The 22185-nt window shown below is 74.8% G+C and carries 17 protein-coding genes, 1 tRNA gene and 1 riboswitch; of the genes, 14 read left to right on the top strand and 4 right to left on the bottom strand.

What is annotated here, in order from left to right:
* Positions 1–11: 11 nt before the first annotated feature.
* A complete protein-coding gene (locus AC4H2H_RS13415; RefSeq protein WP_494371312.1) occupies positions 12–4316 on the bottom strand; it encodes an nSTAND1 domain-containing NTPase in 4305 nt (1434 codons plus the stop codon).
* A gap of 104 nt (positions 4317–4420) precedes the next feature.
* Between AC4H2H_RS13415 and AC4H2H_RS13420 the strand changes: the two genes are divergently transcribed.
* The 6 genes from AC4H2H_RS13420 to AC4H2H_RS13445 all read left to right on the top strand — a co-directional run bounded on the left by AC4H2H_RS13420 (position 4421) and on the right by AC4H2H_RS13445 (position 10690).
* On the top strand, positions 4421–5320 hold the full coding sequence (locus AC4H2H_RS13420) for a hypothetical protein (RefSeq protein WP_494371313.1): 900 nt from the start codon (positions 4421–4423) through the stop codon (positions 5318–5320).
* 179 nt (positions 5321–5499) lie between these two features.
* On the top strand, positions 5500–6720 hold the full coding sequence (locus tag AC4H2H_RS13425) for an acyltransferase family protein (RefSeq protein WP_494371314.1): 1221 nt from the start codon (positions 5500–5502) through the stop codon (positions 6718–6720).
* A 36-nt stretch (positions 6721–6756) separates the two neighbouring features.
* Positions 6757–7485 carry a nucleoside triphosphate pyrophosphohydrolase gene (locus tag AC4H2H_RS13430; RefSeq protein WP_494371315.1) on the top strand — a complete coding sequence of 243 codons (729 nt, stop codon included), beginning with the start codon at positions 6757–6759 and terminating at the stop codon, positions 7483–7485.
* Positions 7486–7671: 186 nt separating this feature from the next.
* Positions 7672–8958: a phosphopyruvate hydratase gene (gene eno / locus AC4H2H_RS13435; protein ID WP_494371316.1), complete on the top strand. Its 1287-nt coding sequence runs from the start codon at positions 7672–7674 to the stop codon at positions 8956–8958.
* Positions 8959–9621: 663 nt separating this feature from the next.
* Entirely contained in the window at positions 9622–10113 is a 492-nt protein-coding gene (locus tag AC4H2H_RS13440; protein WP_494371317.1) for an FtsB family cell division protein, read from the top strand.
* A 49-nt stretch (positions 10114–10162) separates the two neighbouring features.
* Positions 10163–10690, top strand: coding sequence for a DUF501 domain-containing protein (locus tag AC4H2H_RS13445; RefSeq protein ID WP_494371318.1), 528 nt, complete (start codon positions 10163–10165; stop codon positions 10688–10690).
* A 19-nt stretch (positions 10691–10709) separates the two neighbouring features.
* Here the strand turns inward: AC4H2H_RS13445 and AC4H2H_RS13450 are convergent, their stop codons facing one another.
* Positions 10710–12860: a SpoIIE family protein phosphatase gene (locus AC4H2H_RS13450; RefSeq protein WP_494371319.1), complete on the bottom strand. Its 2151-nt coding sequence runs from the start codon at positions 12858–12860 to the stop codon at positions 10710–10712.
* 169 nt (positions 12861–13029) lie between these two features.
* Here AC4H2H_RS13450 and AC4H2H_RS13455 point away from each other — a divergent pair, with 169 nt between their 5' ends.
* Positions 13030–14058: a Ppx/GppA phosphatase family protein gene (locus AC4H2H_RS13455; protein ID WP_494371320.1), complete on the top strand. Its 1029-nt coding sequence runs from the start codon at positions 13030–13032 to the stop codon at positions 14056–14058.
* A gap of 60 nt (positions 14059–14118) precedes the next feature.
* On the opposite strand, the gene AC4H2H_RS13460 is transcribed toward AC4H2H_RS13455, so the two are convergent.
* Entirely contained in the window at positions 14119–15018 is a 900-nt protein-coding gene (locus tag AC4H2H_RS13460; RefSeq protein WP_494371321.1) for an endonuclease domain-containing protein, read from the bottom strand.
* A gap of 304 nt (positions 15019–15322) precedes the next feature.
* Here AC4H2H_RS13460 and AC4H2H_RS13465 point away from each other — a divergent pair, with 304 nt between their 5' ends.
* The 4 genes from AC4H2H_RS13465 to AC4H2H_RS13480 all read left to right on the top strand — a co-directional run bounded on the left by AC4H2H_RS13465 (position 15323) and on the right by AC4H2H_RS13480 (position 19016).
* Positions 15323–15655: a PadR family transcriptional regulator gene (locus AC4H2H_RS13465; protein WP_494371322.1), complete on the top strand. Its 333-nt coding sequence runs from the start codon at positions 15323–15325 to the stop codon at positions 15653–15655.
* The gene (locus AC4H2H_RS13470; RefSeq protein WP_494371323.1) at positions 15655–17151 is read left to right on the top strand and encodes a hypothetical protein; all 1497 of its coding nucleotides are present in this window, start codon (positions 15655–15657) and stop codon (positions 17149–17151) included. The genes AC4H2H_RS13465 and AC4H2H_RS13470 overlap by 1 nt, the downstream gene beginning before the upstream one ends.
* Before the next feature lie 204 nt (positions 17152–17355).
* Positions 17356–18846, top strand: a complete 1491-nt coding sequence (locus AC4H2H_RS13475; RefSeq protein ID WP_494371324.1) for an NAD(P)/FAD-dependent oxidoreductase — start codon at positions 17356–17358, stop codon at positions 18844–18846.
* 96 nt (positions 18847–18942) lie between these two features.
* A tRNA-Leu gene (locus AC4H2H_RS13480) sits at positions 18943–19016 on the top strand.
* Between the two features lie 15 nt (positions 19017–19031).
* Here AC4H2H_RS13480 and AC4H2H_RS13485 read toward each other — a convergent pair.
* The gene (locus AC4H2H_RS13485) at positions 19032–19433 is read right to left on the bottom strand and encodes a VOC family protein (RefSeq protein WP_494371325.1); all 402 of its coding nucleotides are present in this window, start codon (positions 19431–19433) and stop codon (positions 19032–19034) included.
* Positions 19434–19550: 117 nt separating this feature from the next.
* A riboswitch (TPP riboswitch) is annotated at positions 19551–19680 on the top strand.
* Between AC4H2H_RS13485 and AC4H2H_RS13490 the strand changes: the two genes are divergently transcribed.
* The 3 genes from AC4H2H_RS13490 to AC4H2H_RS13500 all read left to right on the top strand — a co-directional run bounded on the left by AC4H2H_RS13490 (position 19671) and on the right by AC4H2H_RS13500 (position 22185).
* Positions 19671–20423, top strand: a complete 753-nt coding sequence (locus AC4H2H_RS13490) for a TenA family protein (protein ID WP_494371326.1) — start codon at positions 19671–19673, stop codon at positions 20421–20423. (Overlaps the previous riboswitch by 10 nt.)
* A 160-nt stretch (positions 20424–20583) precedes the next feature.
* Positions 20584–21039: a helix-turn-helix domain-containing protein gene (locus AC4H2H_RS13495; protein ID WP_494371327.1), complete on the top strand. Its 456-nt coding sequence runs from the start codon at positions 20584–20586 to the stop codon at positions 21037–21039.
* Between the two features lie 84 nt (positions 21040–21123).
* Positions 21124–22185: a DUF6882 domain-containing protein gene (locus AC4H2H_RS13500; protein ID WP_494371328.1), complete on the top strand. Its 1062-nt coding sequence runs from the start codon at positions 21124–21126 to the stop codon at positions 22183–22185.

Consider the following 22185-nt stretch of genomic DNA (forward strand, 5'->3'; position numbering starts at 1 on the left):
GGAGGAGCCGGTCAGCGCTCGCACGTGGCACGTCGGTCCCCGGGAAGGGCCACGTACGTGTCCCGCTCGCTGTCCGTGAGCTCGCGACCGGCGAGCCGGCACGCCGCCTGCGCGAGGTGCGCGGCGTCCAGGTCCCAGATCGCGACGCCCTCGGCGGAGCTCGTCGCGAGCGACGTGCCGTCCGGGTGCAGGTAGGTGGGGGACACGAAGGGTGAGTCCGTCGGGATCGGGTCCCCGAGCGCGACGCCCGACGCCACGTCGTAGACGGTCGCGCTCTGGTCCGCGGAGGTCGCGACGAGCGTCCGGCCCTCGCGGTCGAAGCCGAGGTCGAGGGTGGACGCGGCCGTCGAGGCCAGCTCACGGCGCGGCCCGGCACCCGCGGCGTCGCGCAGGGTGACGAGAGTTCCCCGTTCGACGGTCGCGAGCACGCCGCCGTCGCCGATCGCCGAGGCCCAGGCACCCTGGACCATGTCCTGGACCTCCTCGCCCGTCTCCGGGTCGTAGACCCGGGTCTCCGACTGGGCGATGTAGAACGGGGGCGGGTGGGTCAGCGTCGCGACCAGCGGCGGGTCGCTCGACGCGGTGATGCTCGACGGGACCTCCTCGACGGTCAGGACGTCCCGGACGCGCTCGCCGGTCGCCGGGTCGAGCTCGTGCACGACGCCGTCGGGCGTCGAGGCGAAGACCTGGCCCGATCGCGTGACGAAGGGTCCGTGCGCCTCGGGGTCGAGGAAGGCGCCCGTCCGCGCCCCCGTGCGGGCATCGACGAAGGGCACGGCCTCGGCCTCGGGATCGAAGCCGACGAGCAGGTCCGGCCCGGCCCACCCGAGGTCCTGGACGCCGTCCGGCGGCGTCACGAGGGCCCGGTCGGACGCGACGTCCCACACGGCGAAGCCGTCGAGGTCCTCGAACCCGGAGGCGTCGGGGTCGCGCCGTGCCACGACGATCCGCTCTCCGGCGTCGTCGTAGCTGTCCGTGATCAGGTGACCGCGCGCGACGACGCGGGTCACCGGCCCGGTGCCGTCGAGCCGCCACCGGCTGACCACGGACGAGTCGCCACCCCACGCGACGAGCTCGGTGCCGTCGGGAGAGATCTCGAGGCCGCCCGGATCGCCCTCCTGCGTCGACAGGACCGTGCCGGTCGCCGTGCCGGTCGCGAGGTCGCGCGTCTCGATCTCGCCGAACTCGCTGCCGCAGTACAGGTGTCCCGTCGGCTCGGACACGACGTTCCACGGGCAGGGGAGGCGGCCCCCACCTTCGCCCTCGAGCACGACCTCCCAGCGGACGTCGCCCGTGACGGCGTCCAGGGCGACGGCCCGCCGGTCGCCGACCCCGACGAGCAGCCCGTCCCGCGTGACCGTCAGGTGCAGGTTCGTCGAGAGCGGGGGCGCCGGCAGCGCACGGACCACGGCGCCGGACGCCGGGTCGAGGACCCGCACGGTGCCCGCCGGCGAGCCGACGTACAGCAGGCCGTCCGGCGCGAACGTCGGGGAGGCGGCGAGCCACACCGGCGCCTCGCCCGGTGTGGACGGGAGCGCGGGCCAGCGCAGGGTCACGCGCCCGTCGACGGGATCCAGGAGAACGACGGCCCCGTCCACCCCGTCCACCACCGCGAGCCGCTGCGCGTCGGGGCTCAGCGCGATCGCGGCGGCGTCGGTGTCGGTCGCGAGCGGGCCCACCAGGCGGTCTCCGGACGCGACGTCGTAGGTCGTGACGAACGCGCACTGCGTCGGCTCGCCGTCGGTCGGCTGCTCGAGCACGACCTCGCCCGGGCTGGGCTCGCGCGCCGGGGAGCACTCCGCGGTCCCGCGCGTCAGGACGGCCGCGACCGTCCCACCGTCGTCGACGTCGACCCGCGAGCCGGGACCTCCTGAGTGCTCGTCGACCCGGTGGTGGTCGAAGCGTTGCTCGAGCTGCCCGGTCTCCAGGTCCAGGACGGCGGGACGCGTCCCGTCGACGGCCACGACCGCCGTCCGCCCGTCCGGGAGCAGCGCCCCGTGGAGGGAGTCGTGCTCCGAGGTGCCCAGCGCGGGGTCGACCCAGGTGTACCCGACGAAGCCGGGGGAGCGCACGAACGTCGACAGCAGCGCCGACCGCGTGCGGGCGTCGTCGGGCCAGCGGCGGTACGCCTCGACGGACAGGAGCGCGGCGAGCGACCGGTCGGTGTCCTGGACGGCCACCGACCGGCTCACGAGCGCCTCGAGCTGCGCCTCCGCCTGGGCGTGGCGCGCGGCGTCGCGCTGCGCGGTGGCCTGGCCGCGGTTCGCCACCGCGAGCCCGCCCGCGACCAGCGCCACGGCGAGCAGCCCGGCCACCCCGACGAGCGCACCCCGCAACCGGCGGTTCTGACGCCTCTCGTGCCGCGCCCGCTGGCGCAGCGCGTCGGCCTCGGAGTCGCGAGCGCGCCGTGACGCGTCGAGGAACTCGAGCTCCACCGCGGTCAGGTCGGCGTCGGTCGCCGCGCTCCACTCGAGAGCCGCGTCGAGGCGCGCACCGCGGTAGAGCTCGCTGTCGGTGCGCCCGAGTGCTTCCCAGCCCTCGGCGGCGGTGGCGAGGTGCCGCATGACCCGGACCGCGGCGGCGTCGTCCTCGAGCCACGACCGCAGCCGGGGCCAGGCGTTCGCGAGCGCCTCGTGAGCGATCTCGACCGTGTCCTCCTCGGCGGTCACGAGGCGTGCGCGCACGAGGTGGGCGATGACCCGGTCGCGCGCCGGGTCGCCCGAGAGGGCGGCGCTCGCGAGGCGGCGGCGCACCGCCGGGCCGTCGGAGGACGGTGTGACCATGCGCAGGAGGAGCGACCGGCACACCGCGCGCTCGCTCGCGGGCAACGACTCGTACAACCGGTCGGCGGACCGGGCCACGGCGCCCGAGATGCCCCCGGTCGCGCGATAGCCCTCGATCGTCAGCACCGTCCCGTCTCGGCGCCGCCAGGTCTCGGCGAGCGCGTGCGAGAGCAGGGGCAGCGACCCCGGCCCGTCCGCCGCGTCGCGGAGCAGGAGCTCCGTCAGCCCGTGCTCGAGCCGGAGCCCGGCCCGTCTCGCCGGCCCCTGGATCGCCTCCGCCAGGCGTTCGCCGCCCAGGGGCGAGACGAGGTGCAGCCCGCGCTCGGCGAGCGTCGCGAGCGCCGGCACGGTGGAGAGCCCGCCGAGGTGGTCGGCCCGGATCGTGACCACCACCGGTCCGGACCCGGCCGCGTACCGGGCGAGGGCGGTGCAGAAGGCCGTGACGTCGTCGGGCCGGTCCGGGAGCGTGAACAGCTCCTCGAGCTGGTCGACGGCGAGGACGGCACCGTCCGGCGCGCCCGCGAGCGCGGCGTCGAGAGCGCTCAGCGGGTCTGAGCCCGGCACGACGACGACGCTCTCCACCGCACGATCGGCCAGCGCGGGCAGGATCCCGGCCCGCAGCAGCGAGCTCTTGCCGCACCCCGACGGCCCCGCGAGGACGAGCAACGGCACCTCCCGGAGCCGCGCGAGGCACGCCTCGGTCTCGTCGCCGCGGCCGAAGAACGCGTCGCGGTCGCTCTCCTCGTAGGGCGCGAGGCCCTTGTAGGGGCACGACGACGTCGCGGTCCCGGGCGTGGGGACCTCCAGGAGCGCGGGGTCCTGGCGCAGCATGCGGAGCTCGAGGTCGGCGATCGCCGCGCCCGGGTCGATGCCGAGCTCGTCGGCGAGCGTCCGGCGCGCGCGCCGCAGCGTCGCGAGCGCGTCCGCCTGCCGACCGCAGCGGTACTGCGCGAGCGCGGCCGCCGCCCAGCGGCGCTCGCGCAACGGCTCTGCCCGGACGAGACCCTCGGCGCTCGCGGCGACGTCGCGGTGCCCGCCGGCCGCGAGACGCGCCTCGAGGAGGTCGTCCTCCGCCTCGCGGCGCACCTCCTCCAGGCGGCCCGCCTCGCTGCGCCCGTCCGCCCACGACCCGACGTCGGTGTACGCGGGCCCTGTCCACAGTGCGAGGGCTCGCTCGAAGGCGGCGACGGCGAGCTCGGGCTCGGCGCCGGCCGCGAGCGTCCGCGCGCGCAGGACGAGGGCCTCGAACCGGGCCGCGTCGAGGTCGTCGGGGGCGAGGTCGAGCCGGTAGCCGGACGGCGTCGTCTCGATCGTCGCGCCCTCGCCGAGCGCGCGCCGGACCCGGCCCATCCCGGCCTGGACCTGCTTCGTCCACGTGGAGGGGAGCGCCTCGCCCCACAGCGCGTCGGCGAGCGCTTCGGGGCTGACGACGTGCCCGCGGCGCACGACCAGCGCACCGAGGAGCGTGCGCTCTCTCGGGCTGAGGCTCCCGTTCCCGTCGACACGCAGCGGGCCGAGCACCGTGACGCCCATGCCTCGGATTGTCCGCGCGCCCGTCGGGCCAGGTCAACGGCACGCATACCGACTGCATACCGGGAGGGGCGCGAGGCCATACCGGGCGGTCGGACCGTCGCGGCATGAGACACCGTCGCGGTCATCTCGCCCCGCTCTCGAGAACCCTGCCCGTCGCCGGCCTCCTGGGCGCGGTCGCCGTCGCTGCTACAGGACTCGTCGGGCTCCCTGCGTCGGCCGTCCGTGCGACGACGGCCGCGCCCGCGACGGCCACCGCGCCGCCCGGGTGGGCCGCCGTCCCGGCAGCCGTGTCCGCCGGGGCGTGGGACCACGAGCTGGGCGATGCGGGGACTCCCCCCGCGCCGTCGTCCGAGTATCGGCTCGCCGGCGCGCGTGTCCGCGTGGCACAGCCCGACGGCTGGACCGTCCAGGGACGCGGGCCGGCGCACCTCGTCCTCGCGCCGGCACCGGGTCACCGGGTCGCCGCGCCCGCGCACGGCGCGGGCGGCGGAGGTGCCCAGGTCCACGTCCTCGCCGGTGCCGCGCTCGTGCTCGCACCGGCCTGCGGCCGAGGGGACGCGCATGCCGTGGTGCCGATCCGCTCGCGCGACGGATTGATCGACGCGGTCGTGCAGGACGGGAGGTTGTCGATCGTGCACCTGGAGATCGCCCAAGACGACGGTGCACGCGCGGTGATCGACCTCCGAGCCTCGCCCCGACGAGGCGGTCCGGCAGACGGCTGCCGGTCCGCGCCGGGCGGTCTGACGATCCGCGCGCTCGTGGCGGCGGACGGCACGTCCGTCATGCTGCCCGCACGGCGCGGGACCGTCCAACGGATCCGCGTCCACGAGACGTGCGGCGCGGTGAGCGTCGTCCACGTCGTCGCCCCCGTCGAGGCAGGTCCCGCCGTCGTTGCGACGACGGCCGACGCGGACCGGCTCGCCGCAGCCGTCGGGGTCGCTCCTCTCGTCGGTCCGGTTCCGGGAGGCACCGAGAGCGAGGGCTGCGTCGCCGACCGGGGTTAGCTCAACCATTGCCCTCGACGCCGCGGGGACGTCGGGTGGCCGCGAGAGACGCGGACGTGCCCGTGGGCCTCTCGCCCGGGAGACCTGCCGGCGACTTCCTGTGGCTTCATCCGCGCCGCAGCGATCTTCACCCCCTGGAGGCGTGGTGGTCACCTGGGGAGGAGGGTCATGCTGACGGGGTGCGCGATCTCACCGCGGAGGGCCCGACGGAGGGCGCGTCCGTGCGGTTCCACACCGTCGACGCGCTGCGCGGCGTCGCGGCGCTCGCGGTCCTGCTGTTCCACCTCGCGCGCAGCTCGGCGCAGGCTCCGCAGCTCGCGGAGCTCCTCCCTGCTCCGTACCTCGTCGCGTCGGACTACGGCCGCAGCGGTGTGTCCGTGTTCTTCGTGCTCTCCGGGTTCGTCATCGCGTACACCGTCCGGGAGCTGGGCCCGCGTGCACGGGACGCGGTGCGGTACTCCGCCCGCCGGCAGCTGCGGCTCGACCCGCCGTACTGGGTGATGATCGCGGTGGTCCTCGCCGTCACTGTCGCCGAACGGTTCGTGCCGGGTCTGCAGTACCAGAGCTACGGCGCGGCCGACGTGGCGACGAGCGCCCTGTACGTCCAGGGCTTCGCCGGGACGGACTCCGTCCTGGCCGTCGCCTGGACGCTCTGCCTGGAGGTGCAGTTCTACGTCGTCGTCGTCCTGCTCGTCCTCCTCGCCGGCAAGATGCTCGGCGGCGGGACCCCGACCGGGAGACGCCGGATCGTCCGCTGGGCGGCATGGGGGCTCGGGCTGGTCTCCCTGGCGCTCCCCGTCGCCGGCGTCGACGCCGGCCCCTGGTTCATCGGCAGCTGGTGGACGTTCTGCCTCGGCGCGACGGTGTGCTGGTTCCTGCTGGGCGACATCGGACCCGTCGCCGCCACGGCGGCGATCGGCGTGGCGGCGGCGGCGAACGCCTTGGCCACGATCACCGGCGGCGCCGCACCGTGGGGCGGGGGCTGGTTCGCGCTCGTCACCGCCCTTCTCCTGGTGGCCCTCGTCGCGACCCGACGACTCAGCGCGCGGCCGTGGGCATGGCTGCTCTCTCTCGGCACGATCTCCTACTCGCTCTACCTGGTGCACCTGCCGGTCATCGACGTGGTCATGGGCGCGATGTACAAGATGATGGGCGCGGGCACCGCAGCGGTCCTCACCGCGTACGTGGTGGGAGCCGCGTGCGCCCTCGTCGCGGGGGCCGCGTTGCACCGCTGGGTCGAGGTCCCGGCCATCCGGCTGTCCCGCGCCCTGACGAGCGGTAGCCGCGCGGACGTGCGCGCGCGGCTCGCGGGAGTGCCGAGGAGGGTCGTCGCGACGATCCCCGCGCGACGAGGTCGGGGACGAGAAGCCGCGGTGGGAACCGCCCCGGAGGAGCCGTAGACCCGACCCCGGGGTCGGCGAACCTACGATGGGCCGATGACCGACCCGGCACCCGAACGCACGCCGACCGACCCGCTGCGCGACGCCGTCGCCGTCATGGACCGCCTGTACTCCCCGGGCGGGTGCCCGTGGGACCGCGAGCAGACGCACGAGTCCCTCGTGCGCTACCTCCTGGAGGAGGCGCACGAGCTGGCCGAGGCCATCGAGACCGGTGACCGCGCAGGCACGCGCGAGGAGCTCGGCGACCTGCTGCTCCAGGTCCTGTTCCACGCGCGCATCGCGAGCGAGGAGCCCGAGCCGTACACGGTCGACGACGTCGCGGCCGACCTCGTCGCCAAGCTCGTCCGGCGGCACCCGCACGTGTTCGCAGACGGCGGGGTGGTCGCCGACCTGCCCGTCGATCTGCACCGCCAGTGGGACGCCATCAAGAAGGCGGAGAAGCAGCGCACGTCGGTGCTCGAGGGGATCTCCCACACGCAGGGCGCGCTCGCCCGCGCGCAGAAGGTGCTCTCCCGCACCGAGCGCGGCGGCCTGGGGGAGACGGCCAGCTCGGCGCTCGCGGCGCCGTCGGGCAGCGTCGGGGACGGCGGCCCGACGGCGGAGGCGCGCCTCGGGCGAGAGCTGCTCGCCCTCGTGGCACGGGCCGAGGCGGAAGGCCTCGACGCCGAGGCCGCGCTGCGCGCTGAGCTGCGCCGCGTGGAGTCCGCGATCGTCGCCGCGGAGGCGTCCGTGCCCGCTGCCGACGGGGCGCGACGTCCGTCGTGACGGTCGGCCACGCAGGTCACCGCCACCGGGCCCACGGACCGGACGCAGCGGCGCAGGTCACATCCGGGCACTAGGGTGGGGTCGTAAACCCACCACCGTCGCGGGCGCGCACGCGGCGTCCCGGGTTTCCGTGCCCGGGTCGGTCGCCGACGCAGCGCCCGTGAGCCCTGCCCTGAAGGAGCACCTGTGGCCAGCATCGAAGCCGTTGGAGCGCGCGAGATCCTCGACTCCCGCGGGAACCCGACCGTCGAGGTCGAGGTCGTCCTCGACGACGGGACGTTCGCCCGCGCCGGAGTGCCGTCGGGCGCGTCGACCGGAGCGTTCGAGGCCGTCGAGCGCCGTGACGGCGACAAGTCCCGCTACCTGGGCAAGGGTGTCGAGGGCGCGGTCAACTCCGTGATCGACGACATCGCCCCGGAGCTCATCGGCTTCGAGGCCGAGGACCAGCGCCTCATCGACGCCGCCCTGATCGACCTCGACGGCACCCCGAACAAGGGCAAGCTCGGCGCCAACGCGATCCTCGGCGTCTCGCTCGCCGTCGCCAAGGCCGCCGCGAAGAGCGCCGGCCTGGACCTGTACCGCTACGTCGGCGGCCCGAACGCGCACGTCCTGCCCGTGCCGATGATGAACATCCTCAACGGCGGGTCGCACGCCGACTCGAACGTCGACATCCAGGAGTTCATGGTCGCCCCGATCGGCGCGTCCTCGTTCCGCGAGGCGCTGCGCACCGGCGCCGAGGTCTACCACGCCCTCAAGTCCGTGCTCAAGGGCAAGGGCCTCGCGACGGGCCTCGGCGACGAGGGCGGCTTCGCCCCCAACCTGCCGAGCAACCGCGACGCGCTCGACCTCATCCTCGTCGCGATCGAGCAGGCCGGCTTCGTCCCGGGCAAGGACGTCGGCCTCGCGCTCGACGTCGCCGCGACCGAGTTCTTCAAGGACGGCGCGTACCAGTTCGAGGGCAAGGCGACGAGCTCGGACGACATCATCGCGTACTACGAGCAGCTCGTCCGCGACTACCCGCTGGTCTCCATCGAGGACCCGCTGTCCGAGGACGAGTGGAGCGCCTGGTCGCAGCTCGTCTCCCAGGTCGGCGACAAGGTGCAGATCGTCGGCGACGACCTGTTCGTGACGAACCCCGAGCGCCTCGCGAAGGGCATCGAGCTCAAGTCCGCGAACTCGCTGCTCGTCAAGCTCAACCAGATCGGCACGCTCACCGAGACGCTCGACGCCGTCGAGCTCGCGCAGCGCAACGGCTTCACCGCGATGGTGTCGCACCGCTCGGGCGAGACCGAGGACACGACGATCGCGGACCTGTCCGTCGCGACCAACGCCGGCCAGATCAAGACCGGTGCCCCCGCCCGCGGCGAGCGCATCAACAAGTACAACCAGCTCCTGCGCATCGAGGAGGCGCTGGACGACGCCGCGCGCTACGCCGGTCGCGGCGCGTTCCCGCGCTGGTCGTCGCAGGCGTGATCGCGACGCCGGGCGCCGTCGTCTGACGCCCCGGCGAGGCCCGGCGGACCGCACGGTCCGCCGGGCCTTTCGCGCGTCCTGGGTCGTGTCGTGCGCGGACCTTTGTGCACGACGCGCCCGGACGTCCCTACGCGTCGTGCGCACGCGTAGGCGCGACGCGACGGCGCGTAGGCGCGGGCGGAGCGGGGTCGGGTCCGGGTGAAGAAGTCGTGACGATCCGCCGTTCGGCCGGACGTACCGCGCGTGCTGCCCGCGCGACGCCCTGCGCGGCGGCACAATCGGGGCATGCCGTCCTCGCGTCGTCCACCGCGCCCCGGTGCCCCCGCGCGCCCGGTGCGGGGAGCGTCGGGGCCGTCCCGGGGCGCGTCCGCGAAGCCCGCCTCCTCTGCGAAGCCGAGCACGCCCGCGAAGCCGAGCACGTCCCCGAAGCCGGGTGCGTCCCCGAAGCCGGGTGCGTCCACGAAGCCGGAGCCGCCGCGCAAGTCCGCGCCCTCCGGAACTCCGCAGCCCGCGCGGAAGGCGACGTCCCCCGGCGCGTCCCCGTCGGCCGCGCGCCGACCGAGCACGCGCGCCGGCTCGGCGTCGCGCCCGGCGAGCCGCGCCGCCGGCCCGGCGCGCGAGGACCGACGCCGCAGCCGACACGGGTTCCTCCTCCCTGAGGTGGTGACGGTCCGCACGCTGGTGCTGTCCGTCGTCGGCCTGCTCGCCCTGGTGCTCCTGCTGCCGACCGTGCGCGCGTACGTCAACCAGACGGGCGAGCTGCGCGAGCTGCAGCGCGAGCTCGCGGAGGCCCAGGCGACGCAGGAGGGCCTCGAGGCCGAGCTCGACCGGTGGGACGACCCCGCGTACGTCGAGAGCGAGGCGCGCGACCGGCTCAACTTCGTCATGCCGGGGGAGCAGCCCTGGCGCGTGCTCGACCCAGAGACCGTGGTGGACGACGTCGACCCGCAGACGGGTCGGGAGATCACGGGCGGCCCCGTCCAGGGCTACGACGACGGCGTGCCGTGGTACGAGGCGATCTGGACGTCGGTGCAGGTCGCGGGCGAGCAGCCGGCCCCCGACGGCGGGGGCACCGGGACCGGGGACGGTGCCGTCGACGAGCAGACGCCTGCGACCGGCGACGAGCAGGTTCTCGGGACCGGGGAGAATGGGTGAGACGTCACCACCTCCTGACGTCGTCGACCGAGCCCCGAAGGAACCTGCCGTGACCGACGCCCGCCTGGCCATCCCCGCCGACCACCCGGACGCTGTCGTCACCGAGCACGACCTCGAGACCCTCGCGGAGCAGCTCGACCGCACGCCCCGGGGCGTCGTCGGCATCGCGGCACGGTGCGCGTGCGGTCGGCCGCTCGTCGTGCGGACCGCGCCACGGCTGGAGAACGGCACCCCGTTCCCGACGACGTTCTACCTCACGCACCCGGGCGCCGTCGCCGCGGCGTCGACGCTCGAGGCGAACGGCGTGATGAAGGAGATGACGGACCGCCTCGTCGAGGACGAGGAGCTCGCGGCCGTGTACCGGCGCGCGCACGAGCACTACCTCGCGCAGCGCGAGGCGCTCGGTCACGTCGAGGAGATCGACGGCATCTCGGCGGGCGGCATGCCGACGCGCGTCAAGTGCCTGCACGTGCTCGTCGGGCACGCGCTCGCCGCGGGTCCGGGCGTCAACCCGCTCGGGGACGAGGCGCTCGAGCGCGTGCGCGGCACCTGGCGCCCCGACCGCTGCACCTGCTGACCGACCCCGGGAGCGGGTCTCAGGCCCCGTCCGCAGGGCCGGCGAGGTCCTCGGGAAGGACCTCGGGGCCCGCCTCGGCCGGGCGAGGGGCCTCGCCCGAGTGCGCACGCAGCGCGAGGATCGCGATGTCGTCCCCACGGGTCGGGGCGAGCTCGGCGATGAGCCGGTCGCACAGCTCGTCGAGTGTCTCGCCCGCCAGGGACTCCGCTGTGCTGCGCAGCCGCTCGAGGCCCACGAGCAGCGACTCCCCGCGGCGCTCGACGAGCCCGTCCGTGTAGAGCAGGACGGTGGACTCCGGGCGGATGAGCTGGGTGTGGTCGTGGCGGTCCGAGCGGGGGAGGATCCCGAGCGGCAGGTCCGCCGGCCGGGTCAGCAGCTCGGCCCTGCCCTCGGGGTCGATGAGCAGCGGGGGCAGGTGGCCGGCGCTCGACCAGCGCAGCGTCCGGAGGTCGTGCTCCTCGAGGCTCTCGGGCTGCTCGACCCGGGCGAGGATGCCGGTGCTCATCGTGCCCACGGCGAGGTCGTGCATCGCCAGGTCGAGGGACGCCAGGATGGCGGCGGGCGGCTGGACGACGGCGTGCGCCCCTCCGCGCAGCACGTTGCGGATCTGGGCCATCGCGACGGCGGCGCGCAGGTCGTGCCCGGCGACGTCGCCGATCACGAGGCAGGTGCTCCCGTCACGGACGAGGAAGGCGTCGTACCAGTCGCCGCCGATCTGCGCCCCGGACGTCGCGGGCGCGTACCGGGCGACGAGGTGCAGGTGGTCCGGCTCCGGCAGCGCGGTGAGCAGGCTGCGCTGGAGCTCCTCGGCCAGGTCGCGCTGGACGGCGTTCAGGCGGGCGTTGTCCAGCGCGAGGCCGATCTGGGCCATGACGTCGCGCAGGGTCCCGAGCTCCGACTCGGAGAAGTCGCCGCGCTCGGCACCGCGCCCGAGGGTGACGAGACCGCGCACCCGCCCGCGGCCGCGCAGGGGCATGACGGCGAGAGCCCGCGGCGCGAGGCGGTCGAGGAGCTCGCGGGCCGGCCCGTCCGCGAAGAGGTCGCCGGGGCGCGGGGAACCCGCGCGCAGGGCGTGGGGGGCACCCGCCAGGGTCTCGGCGACGAGCGACGTCGGGGTGAGTGCAGCAACCCGGAGCCGGCGGTACTCGTCGAGGACCGGCTGCAGGTCCGGGTCGGCGTGCAGCGCCGCGACGTCGTGCAGTCGCTGCTGCCAGCCGGTCGTCCCCTCGTCGAGGATGCTCGCGATGGCGAAGTCCGCCAGGCCGGGCACGAGGTGGGGCAGCACCGTCTCGAGAGCCCGGACGGGGTCGAGGGTCTCGGCGAGGTCGCCGGCCACCGCGGCCAGCAGCGCCGAGCGCGCCCGTGCCTCCTCCGCCTGGGCGAGTGCGCGATGGCGCTCGGTGACGTCCGTGAAGTACGACGCGACCCCGCCGCGTTCCGGGACGGCGCGGACCTCGTACCAGCCGTCGAGCGGAGCCGGGTAGTAGGCGTCGAAGACGACCGGCCTCCCGGTCCGCGCGACCTCGCGGTAGCCCTCGAACGCCGACCCCACCGCGGCGGGGAAGAGGTCCCACACCACGCCGCCGAGCAGGCGGTCGCGGGAGCTGCCCAGGATGCGCTCGGCCTCGGCGTTGACGTACCCGAAGCGCCACCGGGAGTCGAGCCAGTAGTACCCGACCGTCATCTCCTCGAGGACGCGGTGCATGCGCTCCTCGCCCTCGCGCAGCGCGGTGGTGTCGGTCGTGACGCCGACGACCTGCTCGGCGGATCCAGCGTCGCCGGGCAGCGCCCGGCCGCGCGCGCTGAGCCAGCGCGTCGTGCCGTCGGGTCGCAGCACCCGGAACTCGGCCTCGTAGACCCCGCACGTCGTGATCGCCCGGTCCAGCGCCGCGGTGACGGCGGGCAGGTCGTCGGGGTGCACGCGCGCGTCGAACGCCTCGATGGTCCCGCCGAACGTCTCCTCGGTGTACCCGAACGTCTCCAGGAGCGCGGCGTCCCAGCGCAGCGCTCCGGTGGTGAGGTCCCACCGGAACGTCCCGAGACCCGACGCCTGCGCCGCCGCCTCGAGCATCGCGAGCCGCTCGGCGTCCCGTTCGTCGAGATCCTCGAGAGGCGCCGTCGCGCCGAGCGCGCCCAGCGCGTCGAGGGCTTCGTCCGCCCGTTCCTGCATGACCCCTCCACCAGCTCTCGCGGCGTCGACCTGTGGCGCCGCCGCGGCCATCATGCCTCGCCCGTGGCCGGTCTGCTCTGCCGTCGGGCGCCGTCGAAGCCGGACTGCTCGTGTGCGGGTGGGCAGACGCACAGGGCGTGCGGGGCGTGCGCGGTGGCAGGCTTGGCGCATGACCACCGGTTCTCTCCCCGCCTCGCCGGCGCCCCGCGTCGCGACGACGTCGTCGGCCCAGGCTCCGCGCTCGTCCGGCCTCTCGCGCGTCGCCGCGATCGACTGCGGCACCAACTCGATCCGTCTCCTCGTCGCGGACGTCGACGCGGCGGCGGGCACGCTCGTCGACCTCGACCGCCGCATGGAGGTCGTGCGCCTCGGGCAGGGCGTCGACCGTACGGGGCGCCTCGCTCCCGAGGCGCTCGCGCGCACGCTCGACGCCGCCCGCCGCTACGCCGCCGTCATCGTCGAGCTCGGGGCGACGCGCACGCGGTTCGTCGCGACGTCGGCGACGCGCGACGCCGAGAACCGTGACGAGTTCGTCGCCGGGGTCCTCGACGCGCTGGGTGTCGAGCCCGAGGTCGTCTCCGGCCAGGAGGAGGCGGCGCTGTCGTTCCGCGGGGCGACGTCGACGGTCGCGGCCGTACGGCCCGGCCCCTACGTGGTGGTGGACCTCGGCGGGGGCTCGACCGAGCTCGTGCTCGGCACCGAGACCCCCGACGCCGCGTTCTCCATGGACGTCGGCTGCGTGCGCCTGACCGAGCGGCACCTGCGCTCGGACCCGCCGACCGCGGACGAGGTGGCGTTGGCGCGTGCGGACGTGCGGGCCGCGCTCGACGAGGCGGCCGCCGTCGTGCCGCTGGGGCAGGCGACGACGCTCGTGGGCCTCGCCGGCTCGGTGACCACCGTGACCGCGCACGCGCTCGGCCTCGCGGCGTACGACCGCGACCGGATCGACGGGTCCGTGCTGCCCGTGGAGGACGTCCTCGCCGCGTGCGACGACCTGCTGCACCGCACGCGCGCCGAGCGCGCCGCTCTCGGCTTCATGCACCCCGGCCGGGTGGACGTCATCGGCGCCGGCGCGCTCGTGTGGTCGGAGGTCGTGCGCCGGGTGCGCGACGACGTCGCCGCGGCGGGCGGGTCGCTCACCGAGGTCGTCACGAGCGAGCACGACATCCTCGACGGGATCGCCTGGTCGATCGCCTGACGTCCCTGCCGCCGAGACGTGAGAATCTGCCCCGGATTCGCGCGATTCCGGGGCGGAAGCTCACTTCTCGGCGGTCACCGGACGTCGTAGGGCCGCGCGGACCCGGGCGACGAGGCGTTCCGGGTGGAGGTAGACGTCGTCCGCCGTCACGACGATCACGCGCCACCCGAGCTCTTCGAGCTGCTGCTTGCGCGCGATGTCGCGACGCCAGGTCCGCCGGTCGGTGCGGTGCACGTCGCCGTCGTACTCGATCGCGACCTTCGCCTCGAGGTAGGTCATGTCCGGCATTGCGACGAAGGCGCCCGCGGCGTCGTGGACCGGAACGTTGATGCGCGGGCACGGCAGTCCTGCACCCACGAGCAGGAGTCGGGTCCGCGACTCCATCGGCGAGTCCGTCCCCGCGCGCACGAGCTCGAGGGCTACCCGCAGCCGGGCGATCCCGCGGGTGCCGGCGGGGGCCGTGTCCACCGTTCGGCGGAGCGCGGCGACGGTCGTCGGCGGCCGACGCCGCCGCACGACCGCGTCGCCGAGCACGGCGAGCTCCTCGATCGACAGCGAACCCGCGAGCTGGCGCCACGCGTGCTCCGGCGTCACGGCCAGCACCCCCCGCACGGTCAGTGCGGGCAGCACCGCCGCGTCGAACGTGTGGCTTGCGAGCCCGGCCCGGCGGGGCACGACCGCGCTCGACGGGACGCTGACGTGGACACGCTCGTCCCGTGCGATCGAGGTGGGCAGGTCGACGTCGTGCAGCCGGAGCGCCGTGGCATGGCTGATCGCGGAGCCGTCGGGCGAGACACGGAGCATCGCGCGGGCGCGGACCACGAGGTCGTCGGCGAGTTCGGCCGGGACCCGGACGCCTGACGTCGGGGTCGCGAAGCGTGGATGTCGCATGGCCTTGTCGGAGAGCCCGACAGCGCTCCCTTCCGCGAGCGTGAACGGTGGTCGAGGCGGCGTGTCCATGGACCGGGAGCCTGGCCGCACGAGAACCGCCATGCTCGGACGAGAGCCGCTCCTGTGGACGGGACCACCCGACGTCGGGCCTGTGCACCGCCAGAAAACGCGCGCGTCCCGCCGAGAAGTGAGAACTCGCCCCCGATTCGCGCGATTTCAGGGCGGAAGGGCACTTCTCGGCGGCCGGGAGGTCCGCTCAGCGTCAGGATCGCGGAGTCTCCGCGTACTGCTGTGCGCGGTACTGCGCAGAGCGCGGTAGTGTGCACAGCACGGTCGCACGGAGGCGGCGGAGACTCGACAGGGAGAGGGTGCGGTGGACGCCACACAGCTGCTCAAGGGGGTGCTCGACGCCGCGGTGCTCGCCGCGGTCGCCGACGAGGACGGGTACGGGTACGACGTCGTGCGCCGGCTGCGCGCGGCGGGGCTCGACGACGTGGGCGACGCGTCGGTCTACGGGACGCTGCGACGCCTGTATGCGAGCGGGGCGCTGACGACGTACGTCGTGCCGTCCGACGCCGGCCCGCACCGCAAGTACTACGGGATCAACGCGCAGGGCCGGGCCATGCTCGACCTGCAGCGCAAGGAGTGGCAGACGTTCGCGGGGACCGTGTCCGCGCTGCTGCGCACCGGAGAGGTGGCCGCCTGATGAGCACGACGACGCCCCCCGGCCCACCCGTGGGCCTGGCCTTCTACGGGCACGTCCACGCGTACGCGCAGCAGGTGCGCGCGCACCTCGCCGACCTGCGGCCCGAGCAGGTCGAGGACCTGACCGACGGTCTCGAGGCCGACCTCGCCGAAGCGGTGGTCGACGCACCCGGCGCGCTCCCGCGCCGTCGTGACGCCGGCGGGCAGGTGCCCGACGGCGGTCCGGGCGCCCCGGAGGGCGACGTCCCCGGGGGAGCGGGGCCCTTCGACCCTGGGGCGAGCGACGTCGACACGGCGCTCGACCTCGTCGCGTTCTTCGGCCCGCCCGCCGCCTACGCGGCCGAGCTGCGGGCAGCGGCCGGGCTCGGCGCCGCGGCGGCACCGGGACCGGGACGACGCCCGCGCATCGGCCTACGAGGGCGGCTGCTCGTGCTCGGCGGGATCCTGTCGTCCGGGTGGCGCTCGCTGTGGCACCCCGTGACCTCGACGCCGCAGTGGGCGTCCGTCATGGAGTTCCTGCGGACGCTGACCCCTGCGTGGTGGATCCTGCGCGGCTGGGTCGTGGCGACGCTGCTGCTCGCGCTCGTCGGCGGCTACGGGATCGCCGTCATGCCCGGCGACGTCTCGGCCCGGCTCGTCGTGCTGGCGGCGATCGTCGTGAGCGTGCAGTGGGGCCGGGGCCGGTGGCTGCCCACGGCGTGGCTGCCGAGGTTCGTGCGCCCGATCTCGGTCGCGGCGGCAGTGGCCGCCGTCCCTACGGTCCTCTACGTGACGGCGGCGAGCGGCTCGGTCACCGTGTCCGGCTGGGACAGCGGGTACCAGCAGGGCTGGGCGGACGCGAGCGGCGGGACGCACCAGGTCGCGTACGACGGCGGGTTCGGTCCCGGCGGCGACGGCGTGTGGGTCGACGGGGCGCAGGTCTCGAACCTCTTCGTCTACGACGCCGCGGGCGATCCCGTCCGCGACGTGCAGATCTTCGACGACCGCGGCCGCCAGGTCCGCACCGTGACCGAGGACGGCGCGTTCGGCGCCTGGACGGTCCCGGACGTGGACGGCTCCTGGTACTTCCAGCCCACGCTCTCGACCGACGGGCGCGAGCGGTGGAACGTCTATCCGCTGCGTGCGGTGGCCGAGGAGGACATCGAGCACGACGACGCCGACGGCCGGCCCGTCCCCGCGACCGGGACTCGGACGCACGCGATGCCCTGGCCGTTCCTCAAGGCGCCGACGTCCGTGCCGTCGAGCGCGGGGAGCGAGGACACGGAGCAGGGCACGGGAGCAAGCGCGACGGACGAGGGCGAGAGTTCCGGCGAGGGCGACCCTGCGCCGTCGGACGACCCTGCGCCGCCGGACGACCCTGCGCTGCCGGAGGACCCCGCGCCGTCGGACGACCCGACGGCCCCCGAGGACGCAGTCACGCCCGCACCCGGAGCGCCCGAGGACGGCGGACAGCCGCAGCCCGCGGGGCCCACCCCGGTCCTCGGCGCGATCGGCTGAGAACTCGCTCGTCGAGACGTGAGGATCTGCCCCGGATCTGCGAGATTCCGGGGCGGATCCTCACGTCTCGGTCGGGCGCGCCCGGCGCGCGTCGCCCGCTTTCGCCCGGTTCGCGACCCGCGGGCGCGGCTGCGTGGGGCGCGTCACGCCCGGTTGACGGACGCTCCGGCTCGCCTGTGCCGCAACCGGTAATACTCTGGAACCATGCCTCAGAATGACCTGACCTCGGTCAGCCGTGCCCAGACCGCCTCGCCGCGGCCCCGCAAGGTGCCGCGCGTCGTCGTGCTCGGCGGTGGTTCCGTGGGTCTGTACGCCGCTCGACGACTGCGCAAGAAGCTCGGCCGCCGCGAGGCGGCGATCGTCGTCGTCGACCCACGCCCGTACATGACGTACGCGCCGTTCCTCCCCGAGGCGGCTGCGGGCTCGATCGACGGTCGCGACGTCGTCGCGCCGCACCGCCGCGCGCTCAAGGGCGTCGACGTGCTCCAGGGCAAGGTCGTCGGGATCGACCACGGCAACCGCCGCGTGACGATCCACCCGGAGGAGGGCGACGACTACTCGGTCACCTACGACCACCTCATCGTCGGCCTCGGCTCGGTGTCGCGCACGCTGCCCATCCCGGGGCTCGCGGAGAGCGCGATCGGCTTCAAGAACGTCGAGGAGGCCATCGCCGTCCGCAACCACGTCCTCAACCGCTTGGACGTGGCGTCGTCCACATGGGACGAGGACCTGCGCCGCCGCATGCTGACCTTCACCTTCGTCGGCGGCGGGTTCGCGGGCATCGAGGCGCTGGCCGAGATCGAGGACATGGCGCGCTACGCGACCAAGAACTACGCGACGATCGAGGAGAAGGACCTCCGCTTCGTCATGATCGAGGGCGCCGGGCGCATCCTGCCCGAGCTCAGCGAGCCCATGGCCCTGTACGCGCTCGACGAGCTGAAGAAGCGCGGCATCGAGTTCCACCTCAGCACGTTCCTGTCCTCGTGCGTCGACGGCCACGTCGTGACGTCGACCGGCGTCGAGTTCGACTCGGACACGATCGTGTGGACCGCGGGCGTCAAGGCGAACCCGGTCATCAAGGAGGCGTCCGACCTCCCCGTCGACAAGCTGGGTCGCGTCACCGTTCTCCCGACGCTCCAGGTCGCGGACTCCGACGGCGTCGTCGTGCCGAACGCGTGGGCCGCGGGCGACTGCGCCGCCGTCCCGGACGTGCTCAACCCCGGCAAGTTCTGCCCCCCGAACGCGCAGCACGCGATCCGCGAGGCCACGCGTCTCGCCGACAACCTCGCGCTCGAGCTGCACAGCGAGGCGCCGGTCGAGTACCGCCACAAGAGTGTCGGTACGGTCGCGTCGCTCGGTCTGTACAAGGGCGTCGCCGAGCTCTTCGGCGTGTTCAAGCTTCGCGGGACGCTCGCGTGGCTCATGCACCGCGGCTACCACGTCATGGCGATGCCGACGGGCAACCGCAAGATCCGCATCTTCATCGGCTGGATGGGCCAGTTCCTCATGGGCCGCGAGCTCGTGTCGCTCGGTTCGCTGCACGACCCGCGCGCGGAGTTCCGCGCGGCGTCCGTGCCTCCCAAGAAGGACGGCGAACCGGTCAAGCAGTCCGCCCAGGGCTCGGCGGCGGCCGCGGAGTCGGGCGCCGGCACCGTGGACGCGGACGACAGGACGCCGGCGGCCAAGGCCTCCTGACTCCGCCGGGCTCCGGCCCGGCACAGCTGCCCGACGACGAGGGGCGGGCCGCGCACGTGGCTCGCCCCTCGTCGCGTGCCGGTAGGGTCGGGCGCAGCCCCCATAGCCCAACTGGCAGAGGCGGCCGGCTTAAACCCGGCGCAGTGCGGGTTCGAGTCCCGCTGGGGGCACGTCTCCGTCGCGTCTCACGACAGACCCGTCGGCCCGTCCGGCTCGGCGGGCGGCGCGGTCTCCTGACCGAGGACCACGACGTTGCCGTCAGGGTCCTGCACGCGCGCGACGCGCTCTCCCCACGGCTGGTCGGTCGGGGGCTGGATCACGGGGACGCCGGCCGCGGCGAGGTGCTCGACGGCGCGGTCGCAGTCGTCGACGTACACCCACAGCGCGGTGCGGGCGACGCCGTCGGGCACCGAGCCGTCGTCGAGGCCGATGCCGAGCGGCGAGTCGCCCACGTGCACGCTCACGTACACGGGCGGGCCGTCGTCGGGGAACGCGTACTCGACCGTCCCGCGCAGCAGGTCGCGGTAGAAGCCGAGCGACCGCTCCACGTCGGCCACGGAGAGGATGGGGAACAGGCTGCGGAACATCGTCGCCTCCCGGCATCGGTGCGCGTCGGTCCTCGGGTGCCTCCATCGTCGCGCCCCGATGACGCGCCCGCGCGGCGGACCGTCGTGCGACCCCGGCGAGGCGCTGCTAGGGTGCCGACGAACCACGCGGGGTGTCCCGCCCGGGCGACGAGCCCGGGCCGAGGGACTGAGACGAGCGGTACGGCCGCCCGGACCCGTCGAACCTGATCTCGCTAGCACGAGCGGAGGAACGTGGGCATGACGACGCCTGCTGCCATCACCCTGAACCCTGTCCTCGCGGACGACCCGACGGTCCTCGTCCCGGACGGTGAGGCCGGCTTCACCGCCGACCTCGGCCGCCGGTATGCGCACCTGTTCACCGAGTTCTACGACCACCCGTTCCTCGCCGGCCTGCGCGACGGCTCGGTCGAGCCGGCGGCGGTCCGGCACTACGTGGGCCAGGACCACCAGTACCTCACGGCGTACCTGCGCTGCTACGGCCTCGGCATGACGCTCGCCCCGGACCGCGCGTGGGCCGGCTGGTTCCACGACAAGGCGGGCTTCCTGCTCGACGACGAGTCGCACGCCCACCACGCGATGTGCGACTTCCTCGGCGTGACGTACGAGGAAGCGCAGACGACGCGCCTCGCGCCGAGCGCCCAGGCGTACGTAGACCACATGCTCGCGGCGGGCCGGGACTCGCTCGGCGTCCTGCTCGCCGCGCTGCTGCCGTGCCCGTGGACGTACATCTGGTCGGCACGCCGGTTCTGGCTCGCGGAGCGCTCCACCACGCCGGGGTCGATCGGTGACGACCACCCCCTCGCGGGCTGGTGGGAGTTCTACGCGGCCGAGCGCACCGAGGGCGTGCTCGGAGACCTGCGCGCCCGCCTCGACGCGCTCGCAGCCGACGCCGGGGCGGCCGAACGTGCGCGCATGGAGCGCGCGTTCGAGCTGAGCTGCCGCCACGAGATCCGGTTCTGGCAGATGGCGTGGTCGCTCGAGCAGTGGTGAGCGCGCCGCGTCGGAGGTGACGGTGGCTGCCCGGCACGCGACGTCGTCCCTTACGCCAGGAGCAGATCCTCGCCCGGGTGCTCGGCACCCGGGCGAGGCGCGGGTAGCGTGGCGAGCACCGCGGTGAGGCGGCGGGCGCGGACGACGGACGGGGAGAACGATGGGCGCGACGAGCGGGACGACGGGGCACCAGACCGCCCGGCGGGACGGCGCGCGACCGGAACCGCTGCTGCGCCACGTGATCGGTGGGATCCTCCGGCGCGCGAGGCTCGCGCAGGGACGCACGCTCGTCGACGTCGCCGCCTCGGCCCGCGTCTCGACCGCCTACCTGTCCGAGGTCGAGCGCGGCCGCAAGGAGGCGTCCTCGGAGGTGCTCGCCGCGGTGTGCGGGGCGCTGGGGATCCGTCTCGTCGACCTGGTCGCGCGCACCGGCGAGGAGCTGCGGCCCGTCGCCCCGGTGCGCGTGCTGTCGTCCGTCCGGGAGCGCGGCGCGCTGTCCGCCCCGCGCCATGTCGGACCGGCGGGCGCACCCGTCCGCGACCTCCCGGTCGCCCGCGGCACGACGACGGTCCGCACCCTCGGGCGGGCCGGCGACGCGCTGCTCGTCGCGGCCTGAGTGCCTGAGAGCCGGCCGGGGCCCGCGGGTCCTGCCGCGTGTCGCACCCCACGGGTGACCGAGCGGCGCGGTTACGGTCGGATCATGACGGAGCAGCAGACCGCGCAGGGCACGGCGGAGCTGGCCGCGCCGGAGCGCCACGACACCCCTGCGCGTCTCCAGGACCTCGTCGACGACGCCGCGTTCCTCTCGCACGAGCAGCAGCTCCACCTCGTCGACCGGTACGGCGACCACCCCTGGCACGCCGAGATGTCGACCGGGACGTTCACCTTCACGGCCGACTCCGGAGCCACCACGGAGTGCCGCCTGCAGTTCCTCGGGACCGCGGCACCAGGGCCGGGGAGCTGGATGTGGTCCTGGCACAACGTCAACGGCTTCCCCGAGGACGTGCTGCGCGCTGCCGAGCGCACCCGTGCGACCGGGCTGCGTGAGGCGACCGAGGCCGAGCTGGCGCTCGCGGACGACCTGCCGTACCGCCTCGCGCTCGCCGCGAAAGCCACCACCGGGTCGTACGCGCACTACAGCGCGCCCGTCGGCAGCGGGACGCGCGCGTGGTTCCTCCTCGAGCACCCGAGCCTCGAGCTGCCCGCGCCGAGCGTGCCGCGCGTCGTGCGGACGCTGAGCGAGGGACTGCTCTCGGTGACCGTGGTCGACCACCGTCGCGCCGTGGTCGCGTACGCGGAGGGTCGCTCGCTCCCGCTGACCGAGGACCGCGGCCGGCTCGTGCTCGCGCTGCCCGACGGCGCGGTCGTCGTGACGTTCGACGCGGCCCGGAGGATCTCTCGCATCCAGGTCGAGGCCGGAACACCTCCCACGGACGCGCCCGACACCGACGGCGCCTCGGGCGACGAGCACGGTCGCCCGGCGAGCGACGGCGATTCACAGGCCGACGGCGCGGCGGACGATCTCGAGGACGTCGAGCACGGGGCGGCGCCCGGTGCCGGGACGCCCGAGCCAGAACCTGAGCCCGAGCCCGAGCCCGAGCCCGAGCCGGAGGCGGGGGCCGGGCTTGAGCGGGAGCTCGCGGGGAACCCGCCGTCTGCGGCCGAGCAACGCTCCACGTCCGCCCAGGAGGCCGACCCTGGCTCCAGACCCGTCCAGGAGGCGGAGACGCGCCGCCGGTCCTGGTTCCGACGGCGCGGCTGA

The organism is Cellulosimicrobium sp. BMG9.22 (genome assembly GCF_059159975.1).